General features: G+C 40.0%; 27 protein-coding genes. All 27 read left to right on the top strand.

Annotated features, from left to right (window positions below):
- The first annotated feature begins 45 nt into the window (after nt 1-45).
- The 27 genes from rhaB to nifJ all read left to right on the top strand — a co-directional run bounded on the left by rhaB (nt 46) and on the right by nifJ (nt 26,593).
- Entirely contained in the window at nt 46-1,443 is a 1,398-nt protein-coding gene (gene rhaB / locus A4H00_RS09950; protein ID WP_067090502.1) for a rhamnulokinase, read from the top strand.
- Between the two features lie 15 nt (nt 1,444-1,458).
- Complete coding sequence (rhaA, locus tag A4H00_RS09945; RefSeq protein ID WP_067090499.1) at nt 1,459-2,712, top strand: L-rhamnose isomerase; 1,254 nt, start codon at nt 1,459-1,461, stop codon at nt 2,710-2,712.
- 17 nt (nt 2,713-2,729) lie between these two features.
- A complete protein-coding gene (gene rhaD, locus A4H00_RS09940) occupies nt 2,730-3,545 on the top strand; it encodes a rhamnulose-1-phosphate aldolase (protein WP_067090496.1) in 816 nt (271 codons plus the stop codon).
- Between the two features lie 103 nt (nt 3,546-3,648).
- Nucleotides 3,649-4,800, top strand: coding sequence for an iron-containing alcohol dehydrogenase (locus A4H00_RS09935; protein ID WP_067090492.1), 1,152 nt, complete (start codon nt 3,649-3,651; stop codon nt 4,798-4,800).
- Between the two features lie 300 nt (nt 4,801-5,100).
- Entirely contained in the window at nt 5,101-5,967 is an 867-nt protein-coding gene (locus A4H00_RS09930) for a MerR family transcriptional regulator (RefSeq protein WP_067090489.1), read from the top strand.
- Between the two features lie 807 nt (nt 5,968-6,774).
- Nucleotides 6,775-7,053 carry an ethanolamine utilization microcompartment protein EutM gene (gene eutM, locus A4H00_RS09925; RefSeq protein WP_067090484.1) on the top strand — a complete coding sequence of 93 codons (279 nt, stop codon included), beginning with the start codon at nt 6,775-6,777 and terminating at the stop codon, nt 7,051-7,053.
- Nucleotides 7,054-7,095: 42 nt separating this feature from the next.
- Complete coding sequence (locus tag A4H00_RS09920) at nt 7,096-8,103, top strand: DMT family transporter (RefSeq protein WP_067090479.1); 1,008 nt, start codon at nt 7,096-7,098, stop codon at nt 8,101-8,103.
- Nucleotides 8,104-8,106: 3 nt separating this feature from the next.
- The gene (locus A4H00_RS09915; RefSeq protein WP_067090475.1) at nt 8,107-8,391 is read left to right on the top strand and encodes a hypothetical protein; all 285 of its coding nucleotides are present in this window, start codon (nt 8,107-8,109) and stop codon (nt 8,389-8,391) included.
- Between the two features lie 15 nt (nt 8,392-8,406).
- Nucleotides 8,407-8,706 carry a BMC domain-containing protein gene (locus tag A4H00_RS09910; RefSeq protein ID WP_067090472.1) on the top strand — a complete coding sequence of 100 codons (300 nt, stop codon included), beginning with the start codon at nt 8,407-8,409 and terminating at the stop codon, nt 8,704-8,706.
- A gap of 11 nt (nt 8,707-8,717) precedes the next feature.
- The gene (locus A4H00_RS09905) at nt 8,718-9,029 is read left to right on the top strand and encodes a BMC domain-containing protein (protein WP_067090468.1); all 312 of its coding nucleotides are present in this window, start codon (nt 8,718-8,720) and stop codon (nt 9,027-9,029) included.
- Nucleotides 9,030-9,050: 21 nt separating this feature from the next.
- Nucleotides 9,051-10,406 (top strand): aldehyde dehydrogenase family protein, encoded by a 1,356-nt coding sequence (locus A4H00_RS09900; protein WP_067090464.1) that lies wholly within the window; start codon nt 9,051-9,053, stop codon nt 10,404-10,406.
- 39 nt (nt 10,407-10,445) lie between these two features.
- Nucleotides 10,446-12,980 (top strand): choline trimethylamine-lyase, encoded by a 2,535-nt coding sequence (cutC, locus tag A4H00_RS09895; RefSeq protein WP_067090460.1) that lies wholly within the window; start codon nt 10,446-10,448, stop codon nt 12,978-12,980.
- A 103-nt stretch (nt 12,981-13,083) separates the two neighbouring features.
- Complete coding sequence (gene cutD / locus A4H00_RS09890; protein ID WP_067090456.1) at nt 13,084-14,073, top strand: choline TMA-lyase-activating enzyme; 990 nt, start codon at nt 13,084-13,086, stop codon at nt 14,071-14,073.
- A gap of 18 nt (nt 14,074-14,091) precedes the next feature.
- Nucleotides 14,092-14,445 (top strand): BMC domain-containing protein, encoded by a 354-nt coding sequence (locus A4H00_RS09885; protein ID WP_067090452.1) that lies wholly within the window; start codon nt 14,092-14,094, stop codon nt 14,443-14,445.
- Entirely contained in the window at nt 14,442-14,888 is a 447-nt protein-coding gene (locus A4H00_RS09880) for a EutP/PduV family microcompartment system protein (RefSeq protein ID WP_067090449.1), read from the top strand. The genes A4H00_RS09885 and A4H00_RS09880 overlap by 4 nt, the downstream gene beginning before the upstream one ends.
- A complete protein-coding gene (locus A4H00_RS09875; RefSeq protein ID WP_067090446.1) occupies nt 14,885-16,018 on the top strand; it encodes a 1-propanol dehydrogenase PduQ in 1,134 nt (377 codons plus the stop codon). Before A4H00_RS09880 ends, A4H00_RS09875 begins: the two co-directional genes overlap by 4 nt.
- A gap of 100 nt (nt 16,019-16,118) precedes the next feature.
- Nucleotides 16,119-16,760, top strand: a complete 642-nt coding sequence (locus A4H00_RS09870) for a hypothetical protein (protein ID WP_067090443.1) — start codon at nt 16,119-16,121, stop codon at nt 16,758-16,760.
- Nucleotides 16,753-17,592: an ethanolamine utilization protein EutJ gene (gene eutJ / locus A4H00_RS09865; protein WP_067090440.1), complete on the top strand. Its 840-nt coding sequence runs from the start codon at nt 16,753-16,755 to the stop codon at nt 17,590-17,592. Before A4H00_RS09870 ends, eutJ begins: the two co-directional genes overlap by 8 nt.
- Before the next feature lie 9 nt (nt 17,593-17,601).
- Complete coding sequence (locus tag A4H00_RS09860; protein ID WP_067090437.1) at nt 17,602-17,898, top strand: EutN/CcmL family microcompartment protein; 297 nt, start codon at nt 17,602-17,604, stop codon at nt 17,896-17,898.
- A gap of 15 nt (nt 17,899-17,913) precedes the next feature.
- On the top strand, nt 17,914-18,546 hold the full coding sequence (locus A4H00_RS09855; protein ID WP_067090432.1) for a cupin domain-containing protein: 633 nt from the start codon (nt 17,914-17,916) through the stop codon (nt 18,544-18,546).
- A 16-nt stretch (nt 18,547-18,562) separates the two neighbouring features.
- Nucleotides 18,563-19,243: a BMC domain-containing protein gene (locus A4H00_RS12325; RefSeq protein WP_067090429.1), complete on the top strand. Its 681-nt coding sequence runs from the start codon at nt 18,563-18,565 to the stop codon at nt 19,241-19,243.
- 27 nt (nt 19,244-19,270) lie between these two features.
- Nucleotides 19,271-20,938, top strand: a complete 1,668-nt coding sequence (locus A4H00_RS09845; RefSeq protein ID WP_067091611.1) for an acetaldehyde dehydrogenase (acetylating) — start codon at nt 19,271-19,273, stop codon at nt 20,936-20,938.
- A gap of 12 nt (nt 20,939-20,950) precedes the next feature.
- Entirely contained in the window at nt 20,951-21,640 is a 690-nt protein-coding gene (locus A4H00_RS09840; RefSeq protein WP_067090426.1) for a phosphate propanoyltransferase, read from the top strand.
- A gap of 12 nt (nt 21,641-21,652) precedes the next feature.
- On the top strand, nt 21,653-21,931 hold the full coding sequence (gene eutM / locus A4H00_RS09835; RefSeq protein WP_067090422.1) for an ethanolamine utilization microcompartment protein EutM: 279 nt from the start codon (nt 21,653-21,655) through the stop codon (nt 21,929-21,931).
- Nucleotides 21,932-21,971: 40 nt separating this feature from the next.
- Nucleotides 21,972-22,250, top strand: a complete 279-nt coding sequence (gene eutM / locus A4H00_RS09830) for an ethanolamine utilization microcompartment protein EutM (protein ID WP_067090419.1) — start codon at nt 21,972-21,974, stop codon at nt 22,248-22,250.
- Nucleotides 22,251-22,290: 40 nt separating this feature from the next.
- Nucleotides 22,291-22,569 (top strand): ethanolamine utilization microcompartment protein EutM, encoded by a 279-nt coding sequence (eutM, locus tag A4H00_RS09825; RefSeq protein WP_067090415.1) that lies wholly within the window; start codon nt 22,291-22,293, stop codon nt 22,567-22,569.
- Between the two features lie 388 nt (nt 22,570-22,957).
- Nucleotides 22,958-26,593, top strand: a complete 3,636-nt coding sequence (nifJ, locus tag A4H00_RS09820; protein WP_067091607.1) for a pyruvate:ferredoxin (flavodoxin) oxidoreductase — start codon at nt 22,958-22,960, stop codon at nt 26,591-26,593.
- The last annotated feature ends 67 nt before the right edge of the window (nt 26,594-26,660 follow it).

Below are 26,660 nucleotides of genomic sequence, written 5' to 3'. Positions count from 1 at the left end.
TATTGTTTAATAGTATTGTAAACGTTTTAGAAAGCAGGTGTGAAGATGACCTATCATATTGCTGTTGACATTGGCGCTTCAAGTGGACGTGTCATCCTTGCAAGAAAAACGCATCAATTAGAATTAGAAGAGATTCATCGTTTTCCCAATCATTTTCGTAAAGAAGATGGGTATGACCGTTGGAATGTGACACAATTGGTCGAGCATATTTTTGTTGGATTGGAGAAAATCAAACAAAAAGGAATCGAAAAAGCAACGTTAGGTATTGATACCTGGGCAGTTGATTATTGTTTAGTTGATAAGCAGGGTAATTTACTGGCTCAGCCAATTGCTTACCGTGATCATCGAACAAACGGCGCTATGGAAACAGTTTTCCAAAAGATTCCTAGAGACGTCATTTATCAAAAAACGGGTATTCAGTTTTTGGCCTTTAATACCTTATATCAGTTGGCGGTTGAAAGCCAAGAATTACTAGAGCAAGTGGATAAAATCCTGCTCATCCCTGACTATATCGCCTATTGTTTGACTGGAAAAATGCTGGGTGAAGTGAGTAATGTCTCAACAACTCAATTGTTGAATAGCGAAAATAGAAAGTATGATGAGGAATTACTAGAAATTCTAGGTCTTCCAGTCTCAAAATTTCCAGATTTGGTAGAAAGTGGAACAGTAATTGGAACTATCTTGCCAGAACATCATGCTCGATATGAGTTGCCAGATGTGGATGTAATTGCAGTAGCAACCCATGATACAGCGTCTGCGGTGGTCGGTGTACCGGCTATTACAGAACAATGGGCCTATATCTCTAGTGGAACCTGGTCCTTGATTGGGACAGAAAATGAGGAAGCAATTGTCACGAAAGAAGCTTATCAGGCTAATTACACCAATGAATGGGGAGCTTATCAGACCTACCGTTTCCTAAAAAACATCACTGGCATGTGGTGCATTCAAGAAATAGCAAGAGAATATGAGGGAGCTTACTCGTTCCAAGAAATGGCAGAAGCTGCAAGTCACGTCAAACCATTTTTGCAAACTGTCGACTTGAACGACCCCCGTTTTACCAATCCACACAGTATGGTTCAAGAAATTCAAGCCTATTGCCATGAACACGGTGAGCAAGTTCCAGAAACGTTGGGAGAATTGGTGATGTGTGTCTACTCCAATCTCGCTACTTTATATGCTAAGGAATTTAAGAGATTAGAAGAGCTAACTGGCAAGCACTTTGACTGTCTCCATATTGTCGGAGGAGGATCAAATGTGCAGTTGCTTAATCAGTTAACTGCGAATTGTATTCAGAGAACTGTGATTGCGGGTCCGAGTGAAGCAACAGCAATTGGCAATCTCTTGGTACAGATGATTAGTCAAGGTGAATTTGCAAATTTAGCCGAGGCTCGTACTTGGTTAGAGGAGAGTATGACTTTTCAACTATTTCAACCACAACAATAAAAAAGGAGAACAGAAATGACAACAGTCGCAGAACGTTATCAAATAGCAAAAGAACGCTATGCAGCTATCGGAGTAGATACAGATGCTGCACTTGAACGATTACAACAAGTTAAGATTTCCATGCATTGCTGGCAGGGAGATGATGTGAAAGGCTTCTTATCGCCTGATGGTGAATTGACGGGGGGAATTATGTCAACAGGAAATTATCCTGGAGCGGCCCGCACACCTGATCAGCTCCGTCAGGATTTAGAAAAAGCCTATTCGCTTATCCCAGGTAAGCACAAGTTGAATTTACATGCAATCTATTTAGATACAGATGAACAAGTTGATTTAAATGAATTAGAACCACGTCACTTTGAAAAATGGGTTAATTGGGCAAAGGAACAAGGTCTAGGTCTTGACTTTAATCCGACATTCTTCTCACACCCTATGATGAAAGAGGGATTGACTCTTTCACACCCTGATAGGGACGTTCGTCATTTCTGGATTGAACATGGAAAACGCAGTCGAAAAATTGCAGAATACATGGGACGTGAACTAGGACAAACTTGTTACAATAACTTTTGGGTGCCAGATGGCTTCAAGGACAATCCTGTCGATCGCCTTGCCCCTCGGAAACGTTTGATGGACTCTCTCGATGAGATTTTTAGCGAAGAGTTGGATGAACGCTATACACAAGATGCAGTTGAAAGCAAATTGTTTGGTTTAGGTGCAGAGGCTTATACTGTAGGTTCTCACGAATTTTATATGGGTTATGGCTTGACTCGCGGTAAAATGATTCTTCTTGATGCAGGACATTTTCATCCGACAGAAGTGATTTCCAACAAATTATCTGCTTTAGCTTTATTTGGAAAGGGGATTATGCTCCATGTTTCTCGTCCAGTTCGCTGGGATTCTGACCATGTTGTGATTATGGATGATGAATTGCAAGATATCGCAAAAGAATTGGTGCGTAATGACCTTCTTGATAAGGCAGTCATTGGTTTAGATTTCTTTGATGCGACCATCAATCGGATTGCAGCTTGGGTTGTGGGAACTCGAAATACCCAAAAAGCACTCTTAAAAGCGCTGCTTGAACCAACGCAAGATTTAAAGAATATGGAAAATGAATTTGATTTCACTTCCCGTTTGGCTTATACAGAAGAATTAAAAGATTTCCCTTATGCAGATGTCTGGAATTATTTCTGCGAGAAAAACGGGGTTCCTATTGGTCTTGATTGGCTAAAAAAAGTAAAGGAATACGAAGAAGACATACTCAATAAACGATAATTAGAAAGAGGAAAAAGATGAAATTTGTCGATTCAGCAATTGTCAAAAAAATGTGTGAAGTAACCCGTGAATCCTACGAACGCTACTGGGATGAGCGCAATGGTGGGAATGTTTCTGTTCGTGTCTTGCCAGAAGAAGTGGCAGGTTATGAAGATAATAAAGAAGTCATCCGTAGCTTTGAACTCGGTTTTGATGCTTCTAACTTAGCTGGCTTTTATTACCTCGTAACAGGGACTGGTCGTTATTTTAGAAATATTATCCATCAACCGGAATTAGACTTGGGATTGGTACAAATTTCAGAGGATGGACAGCAGGCGCATTTGCTGTGGGGATTTGCAGACGGAGGAAAGCCGACATCTGAATTTCCAAGCCACTTGATGAGCCACATGGAACGCTTAACAGTCAACCCAGAACAGCGTGTTGTCTTTCATTGCCACCCAACTAATCTCATTGCCCTTACCTTTACGCAGGTGCTAGAGGAGCGACATTTATCACGCTTGCTCTGGAAAATGCAGGCTGAATCTCTAGTCGTTTTCCCAGAAGGTATCGGTGTTATTCCTTATATGACACCAGGAACCCGTGAAATTGGTCAGGCAACAGCTGAGAAGATGAGTGAATTTCAAGCAGTTATCTGGCCACATCATGGACTGTTTGCTTCAGGTGTATCCCTTGATGAAACGTACGGCTTAGTCGAAGTGATTGAAAAAGCGGCTATGATTTACAGCCAGGTAGGTGCTCAGGGTGGTGTAGTAAGACAAGAAATTACAGACCAACAATTAAAAGAGTTGGCTCAAGCATTTGGCGTAACACCACATGAAGGATTTTTAGATTAGCCAGTGATACAGGTTGTTAAACAAAATCTAACAATAGAAAGAATATCGTGTGAATTGTTTTACTAAATGTAGTTGAAAATAGAGGTGTAAAAGGAGAAATATTATGGCAACATTGTACGTACCAGCAGTCAATTTAATTGGTCGAGGCTGTGTTCAAGAAGTTGGTAGTTATGTCAAAGAACTTGGCTACCAAAAAGCACTCTTGGTGACAGATAATTTTATCCGCTCCAGTGATATTTTAGAAAAGGTAACAAAACCGCTAGACGAGGCAGCTATCGAATATGTGATTTTCAGTGATGTTGCACCTAACCCAACTTGTAAGAATGTTGAAGACGGTCTTCAAGCCTTGAAAGAAAATGGTTGTGATTTCATTATTTCAGTCGGTGGAGGTTCGCCTCAAGATGCTGCAAGCTGTATTTCGATTATGGCGACCAATGGCGGGAAACCACAAGATTACGAAGGGCTTCATAAGTCTGAAAAGAAAGGTTTACCTGTAGTTGCTGTTAATACGACGGCTGGAACTTCGGCTGAAATCACGATTAACTATGTCATTACCGATGAAGAGCGCAAGGTCAAAATGGTTATGGTGGATAAAAATAGCTTGGCTCTCATTTCAGTCAATGATCCAGAGCTGATGTTATCAAAACCAGCAGCACTAACAGCAGCAACAGGAATGGATGCACTGACTCACGCAGTTGAAGCGCTGGTCACACCGGGAGCTTATGGAGTAACCAAGAAACTCTCTATTGGAGCAATTGAGTTAATCAAAGAATATCTTCCTCGTGCTGTTGAAAATGGTCACGACATTGAAGCACGTGAGTCAATGGTACATGCAATTTTCCTTGGAGGAATGGCCTTTAACAATGCTGGGCTAGGTTATGTCCATTCAATGGCGCACCAATTAGGAGCTGTTTACAACCTTCCACATGGAGTTTGTTGTGCCATGCTCTTGCCTGTCGTTGAGCGAGAGAATGCCAAACGAGTACCAGCAGCATTTCGTGATGTCGCAAAAGCCTTTGGACTTCATACTGAAGGAAAGACAGACCAAGAGTGTGCTGATTATGCTATTTCAGAAATTGAAAAACTATCTGAAACAGTCGGCATTCCGAAAAAGCTAACAGAATTAGATATCAAAGAAGACGAATTTGACTTTGAATACCTTTCTAAAAATGCCTTAATTGATGCTTGCGCACCAGGCAATCCTTTTATGCCAACGCTTGAAGAAACCATCGCGTTTTATAAAGAATTGTTTTAAACGACATCAGGTGTGCCAATCTGCTTTTTTAACTTTGATAAACGAGGCCGGACAGACAGTCCAGCCTCGTTTTTATAATCATCATTTCCATGCTTCAACTATTTTCTATGTTTGAAGGAAGTAATTTTCAAAACAGTATCCGACCATTATTTTTAAGGAGGGGTATATTGTCGAGTTATTTAAGTTTTAAATTGCTTTTTTTTTTTAGTATAATACAATATAACCATCCCTAGTTTGATAGCGCTGTCACAAATGATTTTTAGGGAACTATAGAAAATTTTTGAGCAGAGGAGGTTTATGATGACAGAAGATAGATTATTTTCCATTGGTCAAGCAGCAAATTTATGTGGTGTATCAGCAAAGGCTTTGCGTTATTATGAAAGTTTGGAGCTGATTCAACCGAAATTAGTTTCACAGGAAACTGGTTATCGCTATTATGACAAAGAAACGCTGTTGTTAATCCCTGTGATTAAGTATTATCAACAAGTCGGGTTGGACCTAAAGCAGATAAAAAGACTCATCTCACTAGCAGGTTGTTCAAATCATTACCATTTGTTGAAGGAAAGAAGAGAGGAAATCAAAGCAAAAAGAGAAGAGTTGCTAGTCTCTCTTGCATCAGTGGATGATTGGCTTCAGTTAATCATTGAAGGAGAAATGTGCTTACAAAATCAAGCTCAAATCAATGCTGGTCTGGCAAGTCAAGTTATCAGTCTTAAATACTATCATGAAGAGAGAAACTACTGTAAGATAGAACAATTGTACAAGTATAATTATAAGGAATCGATTATCAATCTTGAGTGGACAAAGTTTTTGAAAGATAGACAATTGGAAGTATCAGGTCCAGTGATTTTAAAGTATGATTCCTATCAGGAGAAAATGACTGGACAATCAAAAACTGCAACAATTTTACAGCATTGTTATCCTGAATCTTCTGATTTTTCAAGTTTTGGTGGCTTTATGGCACTGAGTAGTTACCACATTGGACCATTAGACAAAATCGAAGAAACCTATCAAAAAATGGTGGACTACGCAAATGCTTGTCATCATACGTTGAAATCGGAATGTTATGAACGTTATGTGATTGATTACTGGGTGACTCAAAATAGCAATGAATTTGTTACAGAAATCATTATTCCAACAGTAACTCATAATGAAATACTTCATTAGTCTAGTGGGGGAAGAAAGGTCCTGATAAGGCAGTTAGCTACTATATGAATGTTTAAAATTCTGAAATGACGAGGAGGCTGAGACAAAAGTGTCCAGCCTCGTTTCTTTTACAGCTTTAACAGTTTGACGCATATCAATAATCAGGGGAGTGTCTATTGATACCTGAGCCTAGAAATTCGAAAGCGAGGATTGTCGGATTTGTAAAACGTTGATAAATCAACATTCTACAAATCGCATCAACCTTGCGGGGGTGAGCGGAAACGAATCCAGTGGATTCGTCTAGCCCGAACCTAGAAATAAAGAAATGAGGTAAATCGATTTCTGCGAAATATCGATTGAGTCTCACTCCCTTCTTTTGTATCCTATGTTATTTACTAGTCACTCTCCCTAAAAAAATATGAACTAATTTTATTTGCTCTAAAAACTTTCCTTTAAGGGGAAGGTTTTTTTGTGAAAAGAAGTTTTTTCTATCGAGTATTTTAGGTAAAGATTTTTCCTTCTAATTTTATTAAAAAATTCAGAATTCATTAGAGAGAAAGCGATTACATTGACGTATAAAGGTTTGTGATAAAAATTACGTACTTCTGCTATCTTTTTTTGGTAAAAACCTTAAAATATTGCGGAAAACAGTTGACTTTCCCCTTGTGGAAAGGCTTACAATTATCTTAAATAGGTGATCTTAAGCTTATATCCTTATTGTTTAAACAAAACTTTATTACAGAAGCATTGTAAATGCTTCACGTCCTATTGTAGGCTCATAGAGCCATTATTATACAGTATAAAAATATATAAAACGGAGGTGTTATCATGAGTTCCGAAGCATTAGGGATGATTGAAACAAGGGGTTTGGTTGGCTCTATTGAGGCAGCCGATGCAATGGTTAAAGCAGCAAATGTTACTTTAATCGGGAAAGAACATGTAGGAGGCGGTTTAGTCACTGTTCTGGTACGTGGAGATGTAGGAGCTGTAAAGGCAGCTACTGATGCGGGTGCTGCGGCAGCACAACGTATTGGAGAGCTCATCTCTGTTCACGTTATTCCACGACCACACGGTGAAGTGGAAACAATTTTACCTAACAAAAAATAGGTAGGTATCACTTATAGTAAATGGATGAGAGGTAAGGATTTTATGGAACAACATACCAAAAACATAGGTCAATTGGATGCACATCAGAAGATGATTGCAACAACAAAGAAATTTCATACTTCGGGAATACGAAGTGGTGCCATTTCTGGTTTGTTTTATGGACTATACTCATTTCTAATCATAATTGTCCAAGGATTTGATCCCTTAAAGTCCGCTGTTGGTATCTTAGCAGCACCATTTGTTATGGGGGCAATCAATGATTTTCTAGGTGGTTGTGTTTTGTTGCTCAATGTTATAAGGACAGGTAAGTTCCATGAACTAGCGAGAAGTCTTGCAACAAAACCTGGTAAAATTATGCTTTTGGGCTATATTTTAGGAGGTCCAGTAGCTAATGGTGCCTATCTCGTTGGTCTTTACCTTGCTGGTGCCTTTGCTATTCCAATTTCAGCTACAACGGCAGCCTTTGGTGCTATCTTTGCAGCTATCTTCTTAAAACAAAAAATCAACGCTCGCGTTGTTGGGGGAATGGTATTCTGTATTATCGGTGCGATTATCATTAACATGGTGAAACCTGACGGTGCTCCAAACTTTACTCTTGGTATCATCTTAGCTTTGTTTGCGGCAATTTGCTGGGGCTTGGAAGGATGTATCTCTAGTTTTGGTGGAGCGATTCTTGACTCAGAAGTCAACGTTACTCTTCGTCAACTTGTTTCAGGGTTGGTACAGATGGTCGTTATCGTACCGCTAATCGGTGCTACTGGACTATTTACTAGTATGTTCAGTTCACCATTGTTGATTGCTCTATTATTAGTTTCTGGTACACTTGTTGGAATTTCCTACACAGAATGGTATCGTTCAAACGCAATGGTCGGTACAGCAGTTGGAATGTCCCTCAATATTACCTATGCTTTCTGGGGAGTTTTGTTGAGTATCTTATTCCTAGATCAACCAATAACTCCATCGATTGTAATTGGTTCAATCACCATTATCTTGGGAGCGATTTTAGTAACAACAAATCCACTCGATTTCTTTAGAAAAAATGAGGTATAGAAGATGCGTTTATTACCAGCAAGAACAGCCGTACTGAATTATATGGATAGCGTTAGCGAAGCCGATGTGAAACAAGTTATGTCAGCTTTAAAATCACAATATGGTAGTGAAAAACAATTTACCGAAGAACTATTTTTAGAACATTTGATGTCATTAGAATGTAATGGCTATCTGGAACAATCTGGATATGATTTGGATGAAAGTGGGGATTTACGGATTCACTATAAAATCACTGAAGATGGAAAAGCAGCAGCAGAAAAATATATTGCAAAAGAGTTTAGAAAATAAAAGGAGTAAGTCAACATGAGATATCGTGGTGGACAAGCCTTGGGGCTGGTCGAAACTGTTGGATTGGTTCCAGCATTAGAGGCTTGCGACAAGATGTTAAAGGCGAGTGACGTCAAACTAGTTTCTTATGAGAATGTTGGTTCAACATTAGTTACAATCATGGTTGTCGGAGATGTTGCAGCAGTTGAAGCTTCGGTTGAAGCAGGGGCACGCGCGGCAGCAGCGATTGGAAAACTAACATCTCATAACGTTATGCCAAGACCAATCCCTACTGTTGGGGACATTGTTTCAGTGCATGATATTGACAACTGCTAAAGGAGAAAGTCATGGAAAGATATCAAGCAATAGGAGCTATTGAGACATTTGGATTGGTTTTTGCACTAGAAGCAGCAGATGCAATGGTAAAAGCTTCTGAAGTCGATGTAGTTGGTTATGAAAATACCGCTTCTGGCTATATCTCAGTCATTGTACAAGGAGAGACAGAAGCATGTAAAACAGCAGTGGATGCTGGTGTCAAAGCGGTGGAAAAAATGGGTACAGAGGTATACAGCCACGTGGTTATCCCAGGACCGCATGAAGATTTGCGAAAAATCATTGATCGGTATTCTCTATCTGTTCTGTTACCAGAAGAATCATAAGAACAAGAGAGTGAGTTGCACATGAGATATATTGACAAAGATTTAGATTCGATTCAAGAAACAAGAAACCTGCTTCTGAATGCTCAAATGTCTTTTGTTCAATTACAAAAGCTCAGTCAAAGTGAATTGGATGAATATAGTGCCTCTTTTATAACAGCTTTGCAAAAAGAAGCAGACAACTATATTTCGGATTTTATTACAGGAAATGATTATGGGAATGAGGAAGATGAGCAATTTTTGTGCCATCAATTTCTTCAACGTTTTCAAGAGACTCTGCAAAAAGAATCCTATGTAGGAATCATAAATGGCGATGTGGATGACAAACTGATTGAAATTGGTGTCCCTTTGGGAGTCGTTGTAGCAGTTCTGCCATCTCATCCGACGTTTTCTTTGTTGGTCAATTTAGTATTATTAGCAATGAAATCCGGGAATGCTTTGGTTGTCGTTGCTAATAAACGTTCAAAATCCGCAACAATTGACGGTTTTAAATGTCTCATTGCCTTATCAGAAAAATGTGGTTTTCCCGAAGGAAGCATTGCGATTGCTGAAATTATTACGGATTCAGGAATCATGGAAGTTTTGAAAAGTGATAAAGTTTCACTGATTGTCAATATCGGTTGTCCTGAATATATCACAGATCAATTTCAAACAAACACGCCCTTAATTTATGGAGGGGAATCGTCTGGTCCAGTATTTATCGAGCGTACAGCAGATATTGAGCAGGCCGTGAAAGATGTAATTCATTCCAGAAGTTTTCATAATGGGATTTTACCAGGAGCAGAACAGTTTCTGGTTACTGAAAATGTGATAGCCGATCAAATAAAGCAGTACATGCTAGAGAACGGGGCCTATATATTAGATGAATCTGAAACACAGAAGCTGAGAGAGTTTTTGGAACGTTCACAGAAGAATATTACAAATTCTTATATTGGTAAATCTGCTGTTTGGCTAGCTAAAATGGCAGGGTTTACGATTCCGGAAACAACAACTGTTCTCGTATCTCTACAAGATTATATGAATGAAGAAGACTTCTTTAATCAGAAGTTGCTCTGTCCGATTATCTTGGTTTATTTAGAACCAGATTGGACCTTGGCTTGTATCAAATGTATGAGTCTATTAGCAGAGTTGAAGATGGGGCATACCCTTACCATTCATTCGAAAGATTGGAAAGTGATTCGGGAATTTGCAACGGTAAAATCGGTTGGACGCATCGTTGTCAATGCTCCAACGGTTTGTGCAGCGACGGGAATTACATCTAATTTCTCCCCATCATTGATTTTGGGAGGAATTACAACAGGACGAGGTTATAGTTCAGAGAACATGACACCTAAGAGTTGGACTTATACCCGTCAAGTCGGTTTTAAAATAACAACATAAAGATTTCCTAGTTTTAAGGAAAGAGAGGAAGTATCTAACATGGATATGCAAGAATTTACAGCTAAATTACAAGAAGCAACCAAACAATTGAGCGATGCGGAACGCGCATCACTTGCTAAAATTTTTCAAAGTGTGTCAGGTGATATTACAAAACCAGATGCAGCTCCAGTATTGGCAAGTGAGGGAACAGAAATACCAAACGGTATCACCCCTCGTTTACAAGCTTTAAAAGATCAATATTTGAGTGCTCGTCCAACTATTTCTTTGCTTCGTGCTATTAATTTAACTCGTGTATCAAAAGAAAATGAAGGAATGCCTAAAGCAGTTCTTCGTGGTACAGCTTTCAAAGAATTTTGTAAAAATGCTCCACTTGTCATTCAAGACAATGAATTATTAGTTGGTGCACCAAATGGTGGACCTCGCTGGGGAGCTTTCTCACCAGATATCTCTTGGCGTTGGCTTCGAGATGAATTAGATACTGTATCAACTCGCCCACAAGACCCATATGATTTATCAGAAGAAAACAAGAAAATATTGGTAGAAGAAATCTTCCCATATTGGACTGGTAAATCTGTTGATGAAGCGTGTGAATCACAATATCGCGAAGCAGGAGCATGGGAATTATCAGGTGAATCATTTGTGTCAGACTGTTCATACCATGCACAATCTGGTGGTGGTGACTCTAACCCTGGTTATGACGTTGTTGGTATGAAAAAAGGTATGCTAGACGTCATTGAAGAAGCAAAAGCTCATTTAGAAGAATTAGATTATGGAAATCCAGATGACCTTGAAAAGATTTACTTCTATAAAGGACAAATCTTAACAGCAGAAGGTGTTATCATCTACGCTAAACGGATGTCTGAATACGCAGCACAACTAGCAAGCAAGGAAACAAATCCAAAACGTAAAGCTGAATTGGAAATGATTTCTCGTGTAAATGCCAATGTACCCGCACACAAACCAGAAACATTCTGGGAAGCAATGCAGTACTTAGTAACAATTCAACACTTGCTTCTTTGTGAAGAAAACCAAACAGGTCTTTCAATTGGTCGTGTAGACCAATACATGTATCCATTCTACAAGAAGGATATTGAAGAAGGTCGCATGAACGATTTCCAAGCATTTGAAATCGCAGGATCTATGTTCATTAAGATGTCTGAAATGATGTGGTTGACATCGGAAGGCTCTTCTAAATTCTTCGCAGGTTACCAACCATTCGTTAACATGTGTGTGGGTGGTGTAACTCGTGAAGGACGCGATGCGACAAATGATTTAACCTATCTATTGATGGATGCGATTCGCCATGTGAAAGTTTACCAACCTACGTTGGCAGCTCGTATCAACAATAAATCACCACGTAAATATTTACAAAAGATTGTCGATGTTGTTCGTGCAGGTCTCGGATTCCCAGCTTGTCACTTCGATGATAGCCATATTAAGATGATGTTGGCAAAAGGTGTGTCAATGGAAGATGCGCGTGATTACTGTCTCATGGGATGTGTAGAACCACAAAAATCTGGTCGCCTTTACCAATGGACATCAACAGCTTATACCCAATGGCCACTATTGATTGAAACAACATTGAACCGTGGTGTGCCACTTTGGTATGGAAAACCTGTTACACCTGATATGGGACCACTTAGTCAATACAAGACTTTTGAAGAATTTGAAGCAGCAGTCAAAGAAACAATTAAATATGTTACAAAATGGACTTCTGTTATGACAGTTATTTCACAACGTGTACAACGTGAACTAGCGCCTGTTCCATTAATGTCTATGATGTATGAAGGAACAATGGAGCATGGACGAGATGTTAAAGCTGGTGGTGCTATGTATAACTTCGGTCCTGGTGTTGTTTGGTCAGGTCTTGCTAACTATGCAGACTCAATGGCTGCTATTAAGAAATTAGTCTTTGAAGATAAGAAATATACGTTGGAAGAATTGAACAGAGCTTTAGTTGCTGACTTTGAAGGATACGATCAAATCAGAAAAGACTGTCTTGAAGCACCAAAATATGGTAACGACGATGACTACGTTGACTACTTTACTTCAGATATTGTTGAATTTACAGAAGAAGAACACCGTAAATACCGGACACTTTACTCAGTATTGAGTCATGGTACATTGTCTATTTCAAACAATACTCCTTTAGGACAAATTACAGGAGCATCTGCTTCAGGTCGTCGTGCTTGGACACCACTATCAGATGGTATCTCACCAGACCATGGTATGGATACAAAAGGTCCTACAGCGATTATTAAGTCCGTTTCTAAGATGGCTAATGAAAATATGAATATTGGTATGGTGCATAACTTCAAGATTATGGCAGGCTTGCTTGATACTCCTCAAGGGGAAGAAAGCTTGATTACATTATTGAGAACAGCTAGTATCCTCGGTAATGGTGAAATGCAATTTAACTATCTTGATAACAAGATTTTGCTTGATGCACAACAACATCCAGAGAAATACCGTGACTTAATCGTTCGTGTTGCGGGATATAGTGCCTTCTTTGTTGAATTGTGTAAAGATGTACAGGACGAAATTATTTCACGTACAGTATTGTGTAGTATTTAATAAAGAAAGGCTTTGTGTCAAACTTTAACAAGAATCATTGAGAAGTTGTAGTAGTTTTTATTCCCATTAAAAACTACTACAACCTTAATAGGAGAAACAGATAGTGGTAGTATCAAGAAAAAAACATGAGACTCGAATTAATGTATTTAATGTTCAAAAGTACAACCTCTATGATGGTCCTGGGATTAGGACGATTGTTTTCTTCAAAGGTTGTCCAATGCGTTGTAAGTGGTGCGCAAATCCAGAAGGCTTAGAGTTTGGTTCTAATGTAATGTACAAGGAAACCTTGTGTAAACCTTATAATTCCTGTGCATCAACCTGTCCTCTAGGAAAAATTTGCTTTGCTTATAAGAATCAAGCAAATCCAATTCCGTTTGATTATGCAGACAAAGAGCATCCGATTGACATCCGAAAATATAATAAAAGGTTTCCAACTAAGGAGGATATCGATGGCTGTCCAGAAGGTGCTATCTCTGTTGCAGGGGAATCAAAAACGATTTCTGAAATAATGGAGATTATCCATGAGGATGATGCTTTTTATGAAATGTCAGGAGGAGGGGTAACTTTATCAGGTGGTGAATGTCTTGCTCAAGCGGAAGGAGCTGTAGCTCTATTACAGGCTTGTAAGCATGATGGATTAAATACTGCTGTAGAAACTGCAGGGTATGTACCGAATAAAGTTGTCATGAGAGTCGCTGAGTACACAGACTTATTTCTGTTTGATTTGAAACACATGGATTCAAAGAAGCACAATGAGTGGACTGGTGTAGGAAATGAACGCATTTTAAAAAATCTGATTTCACTCCTAGAAGCGGGTCATAATGTAAAAATTCGGATGCCGATGCTAAAAGGTATCAATGATAGTGAAGAGGAAATCCGAGCCATTGTTGAATTTTTACTTCCGTATAAAGATTATCCTAATTTTCAGGGAATCGACTTGCTTCCATACCATAAACTAGGGGTTAATAAATATTACCAGCTTGGTATGGAGTACAAGATTGAGGGTGATCCTTCTTTGAGTCAATACGATTTGGACAGAATAGAAAGTTATATTTTATCCTATCAATTTCCGGTAACGGTTGTAAAACACTAATCTGTTGAAGGAGGGAACATGCTGACTGATAAGACAGAAAAAATAAATCGAATCATTCAAGAATCTGTTCCAGGAAAACAGATTACCTTGGCTCATGTTATTGCTGCTCCAATTCGTGCGGTATATGACAGTCTCGGTGTTTCTCATGGAGGAGCAATTGGCATTTTAGCGTTGACCCCATACGAAACAGCGATTATTGCAACTGATATAGCAGGTAAGGCAGCAGACGTTGATATTTGCTTTGTAGACCGGTTTACAGGGTCTGTGATGTTCAGCGGAGATGTTCAGAGTGTGGAGACTGCCTTGCAGAGCATTGTAGATTATTTTAAAGAAAATCTGGATTTTGCAGTAGTTCCGCTAACACGCTCATGAAAAAACGACTATTAGTGATTGGACCAGACCATAGTAGCAAGAAGGAACTTGTAAAAGAGCTGGAAGGGAACCAGCAACTACAGTTTATTAGTTCGATTATTTACTATAACGAATGCATTCTCATTCCGGAGTCCTATCTGAGGAGTCCTGGGATGAAGAAACACATCATATCGACCCAGCAAAATGCTTATGGGGTATTGATGGTATTGCATTCTGAGCGAAAGTCAAGGATGTATCCGCCAAATTTTGCGAAAAGTTTTCGAATCCCGACGGTTGGTGTGGTCATTGGTCAAAAAGATAAAGATAGGGAGCAGCTACTAGACTGTCATAGGGAACTGACAGAAGCGAAAGTAGATGTGATTTATGAGTTGGACCTCAATATTCAAGAAGAACTCCAATATTTGTTACATAAATTGGAAAAGGTAAAAGAAGGTAATCAATGAACATACAAGAATTTACTGTAGGTCCGAAATTTATTTTTGGTTCGGGATCTACAAGAGAAATTGGAAAGTTGTCCATCACTAAAGCCTATGTCATTTGCGATCCTTTTGTTGAAAAAAGTAATATGATTCAGGGTGTGTTGGACTGCTTAAATGAAATGGGGGCTGTCCATAGAGTCTTTTCACGAGTGGTGCCAGATCCCACCATTGAAGTAGTATCTGAGAGTGTTGCTGAAATTAGAGAGTTTAAACCAGATGCTGTTATCGCAGTAGGTGGAGGCTCTGCGATGGATGCGGCCAAGGCTGTTATTCGGGTCTATACTGAGTCAGAGAAAGTTGCTAAACCAATCATGGTTGCCATTCCAACGACAAGTGGAAGCGGAAGCGAGAATACCTCATTTGCAGTTATATCGGATCCAAAAAGCAATGAAAAATATGCTTTGGTTGATGATTCACTTGTTCCCGATGTTGCTATCCTTGATACTGCTTTTACGATGAGTGTTCCACCAGCAATTACAGCTGATACTGGAATGGATGTACTGACTCATTGTTTAGAAGCCTATGTCTCAAAACGTGCAACAGATTTTTCTGATGCATGTGCAGAAAAAGGATTAGCCTTGACATTCCGCTACATTGTAGAAGCATATAAAAATGGGAAAAACCAAATAGCGCGTGAGAAAATGCACAATGCATCTTCGATTGCGGGAATTGCATTTAATAATGCAGGTTTAGGAATTTGTCATAGTTTATCTCATGCGATTGGAGCGTTTTTCCATGTACCACATGGTCGAATAAACGCAGTATTGTTACCTCACATTATTTCATTCAATGCATCGCTTGAAGCAGATCGTGATACAGCTGTTGCTAGACGATATGCGCAAGTAGCTAATACATTGAATATATATGGTACAACAGCAAAACAAAGTGTACGTGCCTTGAATTATGCTATTACTCAGTTGATGAAAAAAATGGATATGCCTACAACCGTTAAGGAATTGGGAATAAATCCTGCTGAGTTTGAAAAAATGATTCCTGAAATGGCACGACGGGCAGCTGTAGATGCTTGTACACCAACAAATCCTCGTTCCGTCACAGTTGCTGATATTGAGGAAATTTACAGAGGTCTATTATAAACCCCTACAGTTTAAAGAACTGTATAACTTATATGGGACAGTAGGGATTTGACGAAGAAACTGCTCTAAGCAGTTTGAGTTTAAATGAAAGAGGGAGTTTATGAAATTTCTGACCGAAGATGATTTACGTGTTGAGTATCATAATTTTCCTTTCGATACCTTTACTATCCAGAAAAATACGAGATTAACTCCCGGAGCAAGAACTTTTCTTGCAGACCGTAAGATTAAGATAATCGATGCAAACGAGCAGGTTCAAAAGAGGAGAAATAGTACTGGTCTATCTTTACAAAAAGAAGAGGGACAAGCAGAATGCTGTGCTCAGCCTGCGACATTTCGTCAAGCTGAATGGTTTGCGATTCGCTGTGAACTACTAAAAACAGCTTATGACTTAGCCGGTACGGATATGCCGTTAGCAGAAGAACTTAAAATCATCGAACGTTGTTTAGCACTTGCACTGACAAATGAAAGCTGTAGTTTACCACCGATTACGATGGTGAATACTGAAGCAGTGCAGATGGACAAAACGGCTGTTATAGGAAATTTATCGACAGTTGGCATGTTTTTACAGACCAACAAGGGACGCGTATTGACCAGACTCTATCCGATTTATTTCCGATTGGATGCTTGGGTTGAACAGCTTGATATTGCAGCACAAGCTAGTCTGCCAGAGGTTGTTCAGCGCTTAGAGCAATTGATTGCTTATTATCTAAACAAGAGCGAGGAGGTCAAACAGGATGCCTGAAGTATTGCCGAAAACATGTGACCAATACGTATCAGACTTTGAAAAGGCGGAGAAAAAGCCAATTAAGTCCAAAAGCAGCACCTACTTTACCGGTGTTGACTTGGGGACGGCTTACATAGTCCTAGTTGTCTTAGACGATCAAAAAAATATTGTAGCCGGGGCCCATCAACCAGCTAGTGTCATTCGTGATGGCATGGTAGTGGACTATATCGGTGCAATTCGTATTGTACGAGAATTAAAAGAAAAATTGGAAAAACAACTAGATACCGAACTGTTATATGCGGCAGCAGCTATCCCACCTGGTACAGATATGTTGGATGGTGGAGCGATAAAGAATGTCGTTCAAAGTGCTGGGTTTGAGTTGACTGCCTTATTAGACGAGCCTACTGCGGCAAATACAATCGTTGGTCTGAAAAACGGTGCAATCGTTGATATTGGTGGTGGTACTACAGGAATCTCTATTTTAAAAGATGGTAAAGTTGTGAAGGCGGCAGACGAAGCAACTGGTGGAACACATTTTTCATTAGTCGTTTCAGGAGCCTATCAAATCAGCATAGATGAAGCTGATGCCTATAAACGCAACCCAAAAAATCATAAAGAATTACTCCCAGTTCTCAAGCCTGTCGTAGAAAAGATTGCTTCAATTATTCGAAGACAAATTGACGGCTTTGATGTGGAAGTCATCTACCTGGTAGGTGGGACAAGCTGCTTGACAGGAATTGAAACCATTATCGAAAAAGAGACGGGGATTAAAACACTTAAACCCCAAAATCCAATGTTCGTCACACCGATTGGCATCGCAATGAATTGTGGTCAAGAAATTATCTATTAAGGAGGAAATATGCTAGTTGCAGAATTGGTAGATACGATTTGGGCTACGAGAAAGTCCGATGCGTTAAGTGGTGTCAAGTTTTTACTCGCTGAAGTAAAAGGTGGCAGTAAGGCAGGCGAACTTTTGGTGGTAGTAGATATGATTGGTGCTGGTATTGGCGATCGCGTCATTGTCACTACTGGGACAGCGGCCAGACGAATGATGGGAGACGATCAGATGCCTGTTGATGCTGCTGTTATTGGTATCATTGATGAAAATTACGATGAAATAAAAAAGCAAAACGGGAAAAAAGAACGTTTTTCCTAATATAAAGGAGAGAAAATGGCAAAATTAGTTGTTGCAAAAGATATTTCTGACTGCCATGAAGCTGGGCAAACGATTTGTTATGTTGACGCAGACACTATCATAACGCCAGCGGCCCGAGATGAGGCTAAAAAATGTGGTATTTCCTTTGAAGTTGGTCAGAAGAGGTGTGAAAAAACATCTGACAAAGGAGAATGTGGTATTTCCGCAGATGAGTTACTTTCACTGTTAAAGCGGATGTTGGCAACCTGTGATAAAAAAATTGAAAAAGCAAATTTACCTTATCGCAGCGTTGTCCATTCTAACGGCTTGAAAGTTGTCAAGGGCGGAACTGTGCGGATGGATGAATTTGACACAGGTAATCCTGAGGCAAATGTTAGTTTCCAAGAATTAGTTGGTAAAGATGAAGCAAAAATGAGTGCAGGCTTTTTAGCAATTGACCGTTCAAGTTTTGCTTGGAAATTGCCCTACGAAGAAATTGATTATATTATTTCTGGTACCGTTTGTGTTGAAATCGATGGTCAAAAATATGTTGGCCGCGAAGGCGATGTTCTCTTTATCCCATCAGGATCTGATGTAATTTGGAGTTCACCAGACAATGCGAAATTATTCTATACAACCTATCCTTCTAACTGGTCTGATTTAATGTAGTCTTGGAGGAAATCGTATGAAAGCATTAGGTATGATTGAAACGTACGGCTTGATTGGTGCAATTGAAGCGGCGGATGTCATGCTAAAGGTTGCAGATGTTTCCTTGATGAACGCTGAAAAAGTTCGTGGAGGTCTTGTAACTGTTTACATTACTGGAGACGTTGGTGCGGTTAAAACAGCTGTGGATGCTGGTGCAAGTGCAGTAAAGCGCTTGGGAGAACTCTGTTTTCACAGTTCGCATGTCATTCCTAGGCCAGATGATCAGGTAGTAGCTTTGTATGAAAAATATGAAGTGCCAAAAGAAAGTATAGGGGAAGTCAGAGCTTCTGTTGAACCAGAAGTTAAGACAGAAGAAGCCAATTCAGAAAAAACTGAATCGCTACCACCTGTTATCACTACAGTAGAATCGGAAGAAACTGCCCTACAATCCGTACCGACAATCCTCGAAATTCCAGAAGAAGCGGATACAGAAGTAATTCCAGAAGAAATGCAACCTGTCGAGGATGAACCAGAAGAAGTTCGCTTAACTGCTAAAGAGTATAAAAAACGTTTGGATAAAACGAAAGCAGCAGATTTAAGAGAACTCATTCACAATCATCCAGAGCTTGAAATTGCTGAAGATGTGTTACAAGGGATGGTCAGAAGAGAAATGATTGCGATTCTGATGGATGAGTTTGAAAAACAAGGAGAAAGATAAGGATATCAGATAGGAAGGATGAATCAAATGAAAACAGTTGACATAGATCTTTGCTCCATTCAAGAAGCAAGAGACCTTGTAAAAGAAGGGAAACGTGCTTCCGATAAGATAGCAACTTTCTCAGATGCACAAATTGATGCGATTTTGCGCCATATCGTGAAAACCGTTGAAGCAAATGCTTATTATCTAGCAGATATGGCAGTTGAAGAAACGGGATTTGGTAAGCTAGCTGATAAGGCCTATAAGAATTACGCTGCTTCTAGATTACTATATGAGGAGATTAAGGATTACAAAACATCAGGAATTCTTGATTTTGATGAAAATAAAAAATTATTCCGTGTTGCAGAGCCTATGGGATTGTTACTAGGAATTACTCCATCGACTAATCCAACATCTACTATTATTTTCAAGTCAATGATTGCGATTAAATCACGCAATGCAATTGTGTTTGCACCGCATCCATCAGCGAAACGGTGTAGCATTGCAGCGGCTGAATTGGTTCGAAAGGCAGCTGTTGAAGCAGGAGCGCCAGAACATATTATTGGTTGTGTAAATAATCCAACTCTTCAAGCGACAAATGAGTTGATGCATGCAAAAGATGTTTCTCTCATCATCGCAACAGGTGGACCAGGAATGGTAAAAGCTGCTTACAGTAGTGGAAAACCAGCAATTGGGGTAGGTGCAGGAAATTCACCAGCCTACATTGAAAAGACGGCAGATGTCAAAAAAGCAGTTGCTAGCATTGTTGCTTCTAAGACTTTTGACAATGGGACCATTTGCGCATCAGAGCAAGCTATTATCTGTGAAGAGTCTAACAAGGATGAAGTGCTACGTGAGTTAAAAAATCACGGTTGCTATATTATGACAAAAGAGGAGACAGACAAGGTTTGTGACGTTCTCTTCAGAGGCGACTCAAAAGGTTACAATCCATCAATGAATCCAAAATTTGTAGGACAACCTGCTACAGCAATTGCAGAAGCAGTTGGGCTAAGAGTCCCAGCCGACACAAAGATTTTAGTTGGACCGCAAGCTGGAGTTGGTCAAGGCAATCCATTGTCATTTGAAAAATTGACGACTGTTTTAGGGTTCTATGTAGTGAAGAACTGGGAAGAAGCCTGCGCATTAAGTATTCGTCTGTTGCAAAATGGTATTGGTCATACGATGAGCATTCATACAGAAGATCCAGATATGATTTTCCGATTCTCTAGTAAACCTGCTTCGCGCATTTTGATTAATACAGGTGGTAGTCAAGGGGGGACAGGTATTTCAACCGGCTTACCGATTGCATTTACACTTGGTTGTGGAACAGATGGCGGTAGCTCCGTCTCTGATAATTTAACACCAGAACATCTGATCAATATCAAGACTGTTGCCTACGGATTGAAAGATGTAACACAAATTGTAGCTGAAGATGCTGGATTTCATGCATTACCAAAATCAGCACAACTACACCAAGTAAATGAAACGGTAGATGGCACATCGTCACCAAGTGTGCATGCTAAAGCAGATAAAACAGCTTGCGAGAGAAAGGTTTTTCTAAGCCAGACCCCTCAAGAAATTCAAGCGGCATTTGAAAGAAGACAAGAAAAGGAATCCGTTGTGACTGAGTCGTCTGCTACACCAGTTGCTACTCAAACTCAGGTAGATAATGAAGCCATTGTTCGTGAGATTTTATCTGCCTTAAGACAAAAATAAGAGGAGGAGACTATGGATGCAGATTTAGAAAGCCTGCTTTATAAGGTAGTGAACCATCTGAGCGGTATCGAGGAAGGAGTTTCTCCAACAGAGCCGGTTTCAGAAACGACCTATCAAGTAGAAAATGAAAATGACTTTGCTATTCCTCTAGGAGTTTCCAATCATCATGTGCATTTATCACAAGCTGATGCAGATATCCTCTTTGGACGTTATTACAATTTCAAAAAAATGAAAGATCTTTCCCAACCAGGACAATTTGCTTTGGAAGAATGTGTGATGGTCGCAGGCTCAAAAGGAATCATTGAAAAAGTTCGCATTCTTGGTCCGGTTCGAAAAGAGACACAGGTTGAATTAACAACGACAGATTGCTTTAAAATAGGAGTTAAAGCTCCATTACGACTTTCAGGAGAATTAGAAAACACTCCTGGTTGTACCATTATCGGTCCTGCAGGATCTGTTCAACTAACTAAAGGTTGTATCGTTGCTAAGCGGCATATTCATATGTCTCCAACAGACGCTCAACGTTTCGGTGTTCAGGATAATCAAAATGTATCTTTGGAATTACCAGGCGAGCGCGGAGGTATTATCCATAATGTTATTATCCGTGTAAAGGATACCTTTGCACTGGAATGCCATTTGGATACAGAAGAAGCAAATGCCCTTGGAGTAACTGGCAAGAGTAAATTGCGATTAATAAAATAAAGGAGACAGTAGATGAATTCAGAAGCATTAGGAATGGTTGAAACAAAAGGCTTGATTGGCTCTATTGAAGCGGCCGATGCCATGGTCAAAGCAGCCAACGTAACATTGATTGGAAAAGAACATGTCGGTGGTGGTCTCGTAACTGTTATGGTTCGTGGCGATGTAGGAGCTGTAAAAGCAGCGACAGATGCAGGCGCAGCCGCCGCTCAACGTGTTGGCGAACTTGTCTCTGTTCACGTTATCCCACGCCCACATGTGGAAGTAGAATTAGTTTTACCACATAAAAACTAATTTCATTCCCCCATCATAAGTAAAGAAAGAAGGTATACACATGCACTCAGAAGCATTAGGAATGGTTGAAACAAAAGGCTTGATTGGCTCTATTGAAGCGGCCGATGCCATGGTCAAAGCAGCCAACGTAACATTGATTGGAAAAGAACATGTCGGTGGTGGTCTCGTAACTGTTATGGTTCGTGGCGATGTAGGAGCTGTAAAAGCAGCGACAGATGCAGGCGCAGCCGCCGCTCAACGTGTTGGCGAACTTGTCTCTGTTCACGTTATCCCACGCCCACATGTGGAAGTGGAATTAGTTTTACCCCATAAAAACTAATTTCATTCCCCCATCATAAGTAAAGAAAGAAGGTATACACATGCACTCAGAAGCATTAGGAATGGTTGAAACAAAAGGCTTGATTGGCTCTATTGAAGCGGCCGATGCCATGGTCAAAGCAGCCAACGTAACATTGATTGGAAAAGAACATGTCGGTGGTGGCCTCGTAACCGTTATGGTTCGTGGTGATGTAGGAGCTGTAAAAGCAGCGACAGATGCAGGCGCAGCTGCCGCTCAACGTGTTGGCGAACTTGTTTCTGTTCACGTTATCCCACGCCCACATGTGGAAGTGGAAACTATTTTACCAAAGAGTAATTAATACTCACAGAAAATTGAGTAGAATAAATGGGCGTTTATTAAAGTCGCTGATATAAAAGTAGTTAAGCCCATCCTTTGTTACAGGGTGGGCTTTTATAACAAAAATAGTAGTGTACTTTACCCCAGTTTGTTGCACAGGAATATTTTATCAAGTAACTGATCCAACAAATTGAGGTAAAGTAGCAGTAGAAGGCTATAAGAACCTGTATTCACAGTTTAGACTTCTATCTAAGCTAGTTTTTAAGCTACTCATCGTTCGTTTTTTTCAAAATACAGTCAGTATTCCCTCAAAAAACAGCCTTGATTAGCGAAAAAGTTTCTTATTATACAAGCATTTCACTTGTACATACAGGTTCTAAGAAAAAAGTAGAAAGATGGGGAAAGTGCAGATGTCACGTCAAGAAATCATGGATGGTAACATGGCTGCAGCCCATGTTGCCTATGCGTTTAGTGAGGTTGCAGGGATTTACCCTATTACCCCTAGTTCTACAATGGGAGAGAGTGTCGATATTTGGCAGACTGAAGGTCGTCAAAATCTATTTGGTCGCTCCTTAAAAATTGTCGAGATGCAATCAGAGGCAGGGGTAGCAGGTTTTATACATGGCTCTTTAAAATCAGGGGCTCTTACAACTACGTTTACCTCCTCACAAGGGCTCTTGTTAATGCTACCGAATATGTATAAAATCGCTGGTGAGTTACTACCAACCGTTTTTCACGTTGCGGCTCGCTCGGTTTCAACCAATGCTTTAAGTATTTTTGGAGACCATAGTGACGTGATGTCTGTTCGTCAGTCAGGTTTTGCCATGTTGGCAGAAAGTACGGTTCAAGAAGTCATGGACTTGGCAGCGGTAGCTCATTTAGCCAGTCTCGAAACTAGTGTACCATTTGTAAGTTTTTTTGATGGCTTTTCGACTAGTCATGAGATGCAAAAAATCCATGTCTTAGAATATGATGATATGAGAAACCTCATCAATCAAGAAGCACTGGAGGTATTTCGTTCTAGGGGAATGAATCCGAATCATCCCACTGTATCTGGTACAAATCAAGGTCCAGATTTGCATTTTCAACAGAGGGAAACAGTCAATCGTCATTACGACATTCTTCCCTACGTTGTCAAAAAATATATGACAGAGATCAATCGTCTGCGTGGAACAACATACGATTTAGTCACCTATTATGGGCATTCGGAAGCCACGGAGTTGATTGTTGCAATGGGTTCAGTTTCAACGACGATTGAGCAAGTTGTTGATTACTTGAATCAAAACGGTCGAAAGGTTGGCGTTATCCAGATTCATCTTTACCGGCCATTTCCAATAGACGTTTTTTTGCAAAAAATTCCCAAAACGATAAAAGCAATAGCAGTTCTCGATCGGACTAAGGAACCTGGTGCAGTTGGAGAGCCCTTGTTTATGGATGTTCAAGCTGCTTTTTATGAAAGTGAGCAACGGCCAGTGATTATTGGAGGGCGTTATGGTATCGGTTCAAAAGATACAACTCCGGATCAGATTGTAGCAGTCTATGATGAATTAAAACAGACTAAGCCCAAAAAACATTTTACGATTGGAATTAAAGACGATGTGACGGGGCTTTCTCTTCCTGCTCTCCCAGTTCTTGATTTAACACCAGCAGATACATTTCAGGCAAAATTCTGGGGATTGGGCGGAGATGGCGCAGTTAGTGTGAATAAATCTATTATTAAAATTATTGGTGAGCAGACAGAAAGACAGATTCAAGCCTATTTTTATTATGACTCCAGGAAACAAAACGGTGTGACAGTCTCGCATTTACGGACAGGAAATAAGCCGATTCAGTCTCACTATTTTGTACAACATATGGATTTTGTCGGCTTAACGACTCAGATTTATCTCCGTCAGTTTGATGTATTAAAAGGTCTGAAAAAAGGAGGAATTTTTCTTCTTAATACAACTTGGACCAAGGAACAGGTTTCAAAACGTTTACCGGCTCATATCAAAAAATATTTAGCAGATAATGAAATTCAATTTTATATCATCAATGCCTACAAAATTGCTCACGAAGTGGGCTTAACTCAGAAATTTAGCATTTGCATGCAAGCAGCTTTTTTTCAGCTCACCCAATTACTGCCGATAGAAAAAGCACTTGCATGGATGCAAGAAGAAGTCGCCAAGTCTTACGGCAAAAAATCTGAGGAATTAGTTGAACAAAATCTGCGTGCTATTGCCCTATCTATCCATGCATTGGAAAAAGTAGATGTACCAAAAGAGTGGCGAACTTGCGAAGAGGCTGCTAAAAAAACTGTAGTACCATCGAGCTATGTTCAAGAAATTCAAACTCCTATCAATAGACTAGAAGGACAATCAGTCTCTGTCGGACAGCTAGTTAAGCACGGAATGGTAGCTGGAGATATTCCACTAGGGACTGCCCCACAAGAAAAACGAAGTCTGGCCTTGGAAGTGCCCCAATGGGATCCGAATCATTGTGTGCAGTGTAGTCGTTGTTCCTTTGTTTGCCCTCATGCAGCTATTCGTCCATTTTTGGTAGAGGAAGACGAGTTAAATACCGCGCCAGAAGGGTACAGGGTCATGGATTTCAAAGGAAAAGATGGTCTCATGTATCGGATTCAAGTTTCTGTTGAAAATTGTACTGGTTGTGAACTCTGTGTGAATGCGTGTCCTGCAAAGGGAAAAGCTTTGAAAATGGTACCTGCTTCGGTAGAAAATGAAGAAGCTTTAAAACAAGAAGCAATCAACTGGGCATTTTCTATGACATTACGTGCAAAAGAAAATCCTGCTAAACCAGGAACAGTAGCTTATACACAATTTGAACAGCCTTTGTTAGAGTTTTCTGGAGCCTGCCCAGGGTGTGGAGAAACACCTTATGTCAAGTTGCTGACTCAGTTGTTCGGAGATCGCATGATGATCGCAAATGCAACAGGTTGCTCTTCTATTTGGGGTGCCATGGCTCCCACAACACCCTATAGTACCAATAAATGTGGTCAGGGACCCGCTTGGAGCAATTCATTGTTAGAGGATAATGCAGAGTTTGGTTACGGGATGATGATTGCTAACACAACACGTCGAAAAGCTTTGATTCCTCTAGTACAGAAGGCAATGACTGTCGCAAGTACAGAACTATGTAATTTACTTCAAGATTGGCTAGACCATATTGATGAAGGAAGAGGGACTAGGGCACGCAGTGCTAAGCTAATCAGTCTCTTGGAAGAAGAATTGTCCGATAGTAATCCGATTCTTCAAGAGCTGTATGCAAAACGTGATTTGTTTGTCAAACCTTCTCAATGGATAGTAGGAGGAGACGGATGGGCTTATGACATTGGATATGGAGGTCTAGATCATGTTCTTGCCAGTGGTGCAGACGTCAATATTCTTGTCCTTGACAATGAAGTCTACTCAAATACAGGCGGTCACGTTTCAAAAGGTACACCAACATCTGCTATCGCACGCTTTTCATCTTCTGGAAATCGTGGTAGAAAAAAAGATTTAGGCATGATGGCTATGACGTATGGCAATGTTTATGTTGCTCAAGTCGCTAATGGAGCAAATCCTATTCAGGTTATTAAGGCATTTGAGGAAGCTGAAAACTACCCAGGTCCATCTATTATTATTGCTTACGTACCTTGTATTGCCCATGGTCTTGAATTTGGCATGAAAAAAACTCTGGAAGAAGCAAAGGAAGCAGTTGAGTCTGGATATTGGTCCCTTTATCGATACAATCCAATCTTGGCAGAACAGGATAAAAATCCAATGATTCTCGACTTTAAACGTCCTAAGTTTGATAGAATGCTTGATTTTATGTTAAAACAAGAAAGGTTTTCTTCTTTGAGGCGTGTCAATCCAAGTGAAGCTGACAAACTCTTTCAGCAAACAATTGGACATGCTAGACGACGGTTTAAAAATTATGCTACCCTCTCAGGAGACTATGAAACTTTTCTTAAAAACGAGCAAAAAACACAGGATAAACCAAGAGTTTCCTCAACAAGCTCTAGTCCAGATTCTCTTGATAGGATTCTAAAAACATTACATTTTTAAGAGAAATCATGTTCCATATGTCAATAATATGACCACCCCTGAGCCAAAAACGCTATTACAAATTCTT

It is taken from the genome of Streptococcus marmotae, from assembly GCF_001623565.1.
GTDB classification, from domain to species: Bacteria; Bacillota; Bacilli; order Lactobacillales; family Streptococcaceae; genus Streptococcus; species Streptococcus marmotae.
The sequence above is the reverse complement of the archived record's forward strand: the minus strand, read 5'-3'. Positions and strand labels throughout refer to the sequence as shown.

Coding starts and splice junctions, on each gene's coding strand:
- A4H00_RS09915 (WP_067090475.1), top strand. CDS start 8,107: ATGCGTTTATTACCAGCAAGAACAGCCGTACTGAATTATATGGATAGC.
- cutC (WP_067090460.1), top strand. CDS start 10,446: ATGGATATGCAAGAATTTACAGCTAAATTACAAGAAGCAACCAAACAA.
- rhaB (WP_067090502.1), top strand. CDS start 46: ATGACCTATCATATTGCTGTTGACATTGGCGCTTCAAGTGGACGTGTC.
- A4H00_RS09930 (WP_067090489.1), top strand. CDS start 5,101: ATGACAGAAGATAGATTATTTTCCATTGGTCAAGCAGCAAATTTATGT.
- A4H00_RS09845 (WP_067091611.1), top strand. CDS start 19,271: ATGAAAACAGTTGACATAGATCTTTGCTCCATTCAAGAAGCAAGAGAC.
- eutM (WP_067090419.1), top strand. CDS start 21,972: ATGCACTCAGAAGCATTAGGAATGGTTGAAACAAAAGGCTTGATTGGC.
- A4H00_RS12325 (WP_067090429.1), top strand. CDS start 18,563: ATGAAAGCATTAGGTATGATTGAAACGTACGGCTTGATTGGTGCAATT.
- A4H00_RS09885 (WP_067090452.1), top strand. CDS start 14,092: ATGCTGACTGATAAGACAGAAAAAATAAATCGAATCATTCAAGAATCT.
- A4H00_RS09900 (WP_067090464.1), top strand. CDS start 9,051: ATGAGATATATTGACAAAGATTTAGATTCGATTCAAGAAACAAGAAAC.
- A4H00_RS09880 (WP_067090449.1), top strand. CDS start 14,442: ATGAAAAAACGACTATTAGTGATTGGACCAGACCATAGTAGCAAGAAG.
- A4H00_RS09870 (WP_067090443.1), top strand. CDS start 16,119: ATGAAATTTCTGACCGAAGATGATTTACGTGTTGAGTATCATAATTTT.
- A4H00_RS09905 (WP_067090468.1), top strand. CDS start 8,718: ATGGAAAGATATCAAGCAATAGGAGCTATTGAGACATTTGGATTGGTT.
- nifJ (WP_067091607.1), top strand. CDS start 22,958: ATGTCACGTCAAGAAATCATGGATGGTAACATGGCTGCAGCCCATGTT.
- A4H00_RS09855 (WP_067090432.1), top strand. CDS start 17,914: ATGGCAAAATTAGTTGTTGCAAAAGATATTTCTGACTGCCATGAAGCT.
- A4H00_RS09860 (WP_067090437.1), top strand. CDS start 17,602: ATGCTAGTTGCAGAATTGGTAGATACGATTTGGGCTACGAGAAAGTCC.
- eutM (WP_067090484.1), top strand. CDS start 6,775: ATGAGTTCCGAAGCATTAGGGATGATTGAAACAAGGGGTTTGGTTGGC.
- rhaA (WP_067090499.1), top strand. CDS start 1,459: ATGACAACAGTCGCAGAACGTTATCAAATAGCAAAAGAACGCTATGCA.
- A4H00_RS09920 (WP_067090479.1), top strand. CDS start 7,096: ATGGAACAACATACCAAAAACATAGGTCAATTGGATGCACATCAGAAG.
- A4H00_RS09910 (WP_067090472.1), top strand. CDS start 8,407: ATGAGATATCGTGGTGGACAAGCCTTGGGGCTGGTCGAAACTGTTGGA.
- A4H00_RS09935 (WP_067090492.1), top strand. CDS start 3,649: ATGGCAACATTGTACGTACCAGCAGTCAATTTAATTGGTCGAGGCTGT.
- A4H00_RS09840 (WP_067090426.1), top strand. CDS start 20,951: ATGGATGCAGATTTAGAAAGCCTGCTTTATAAGGTAGTGAACCATCTG.
- eutM (WP_067090422.1), top strand. CDS start 21,653: ATGAATTCAGAAGCATTAGGAATGGTTGAAACAAAAGGCTTGATTGGC.
- A4H00_RS09875 (WP_067090446.1), top strand. CDS start 14,885: ATGAACATACAAGAATTTACTGTAGGTCCGAAATTTATTTTTGGTTCG.
- rhaD (WP_067090496.1), top strand. CDS start 2,730: ATGAAATTTGTCGATTCAGCAATTGTCAAAAAAATGTGTGAAGTAACC.
- eutJ (WP_067090440.1), top strand. CDS start 16,753: ATGCCTGAAGTATTGCCGAAAACATGTGACCAATACGTATCAGACTTT.
- eutM (WP_067090415.1), top strand. CDS start 22,291: ATGCACTCAGAAGCATTAGGAATGGTTGAAACAAAAGGCTTGATTGGC.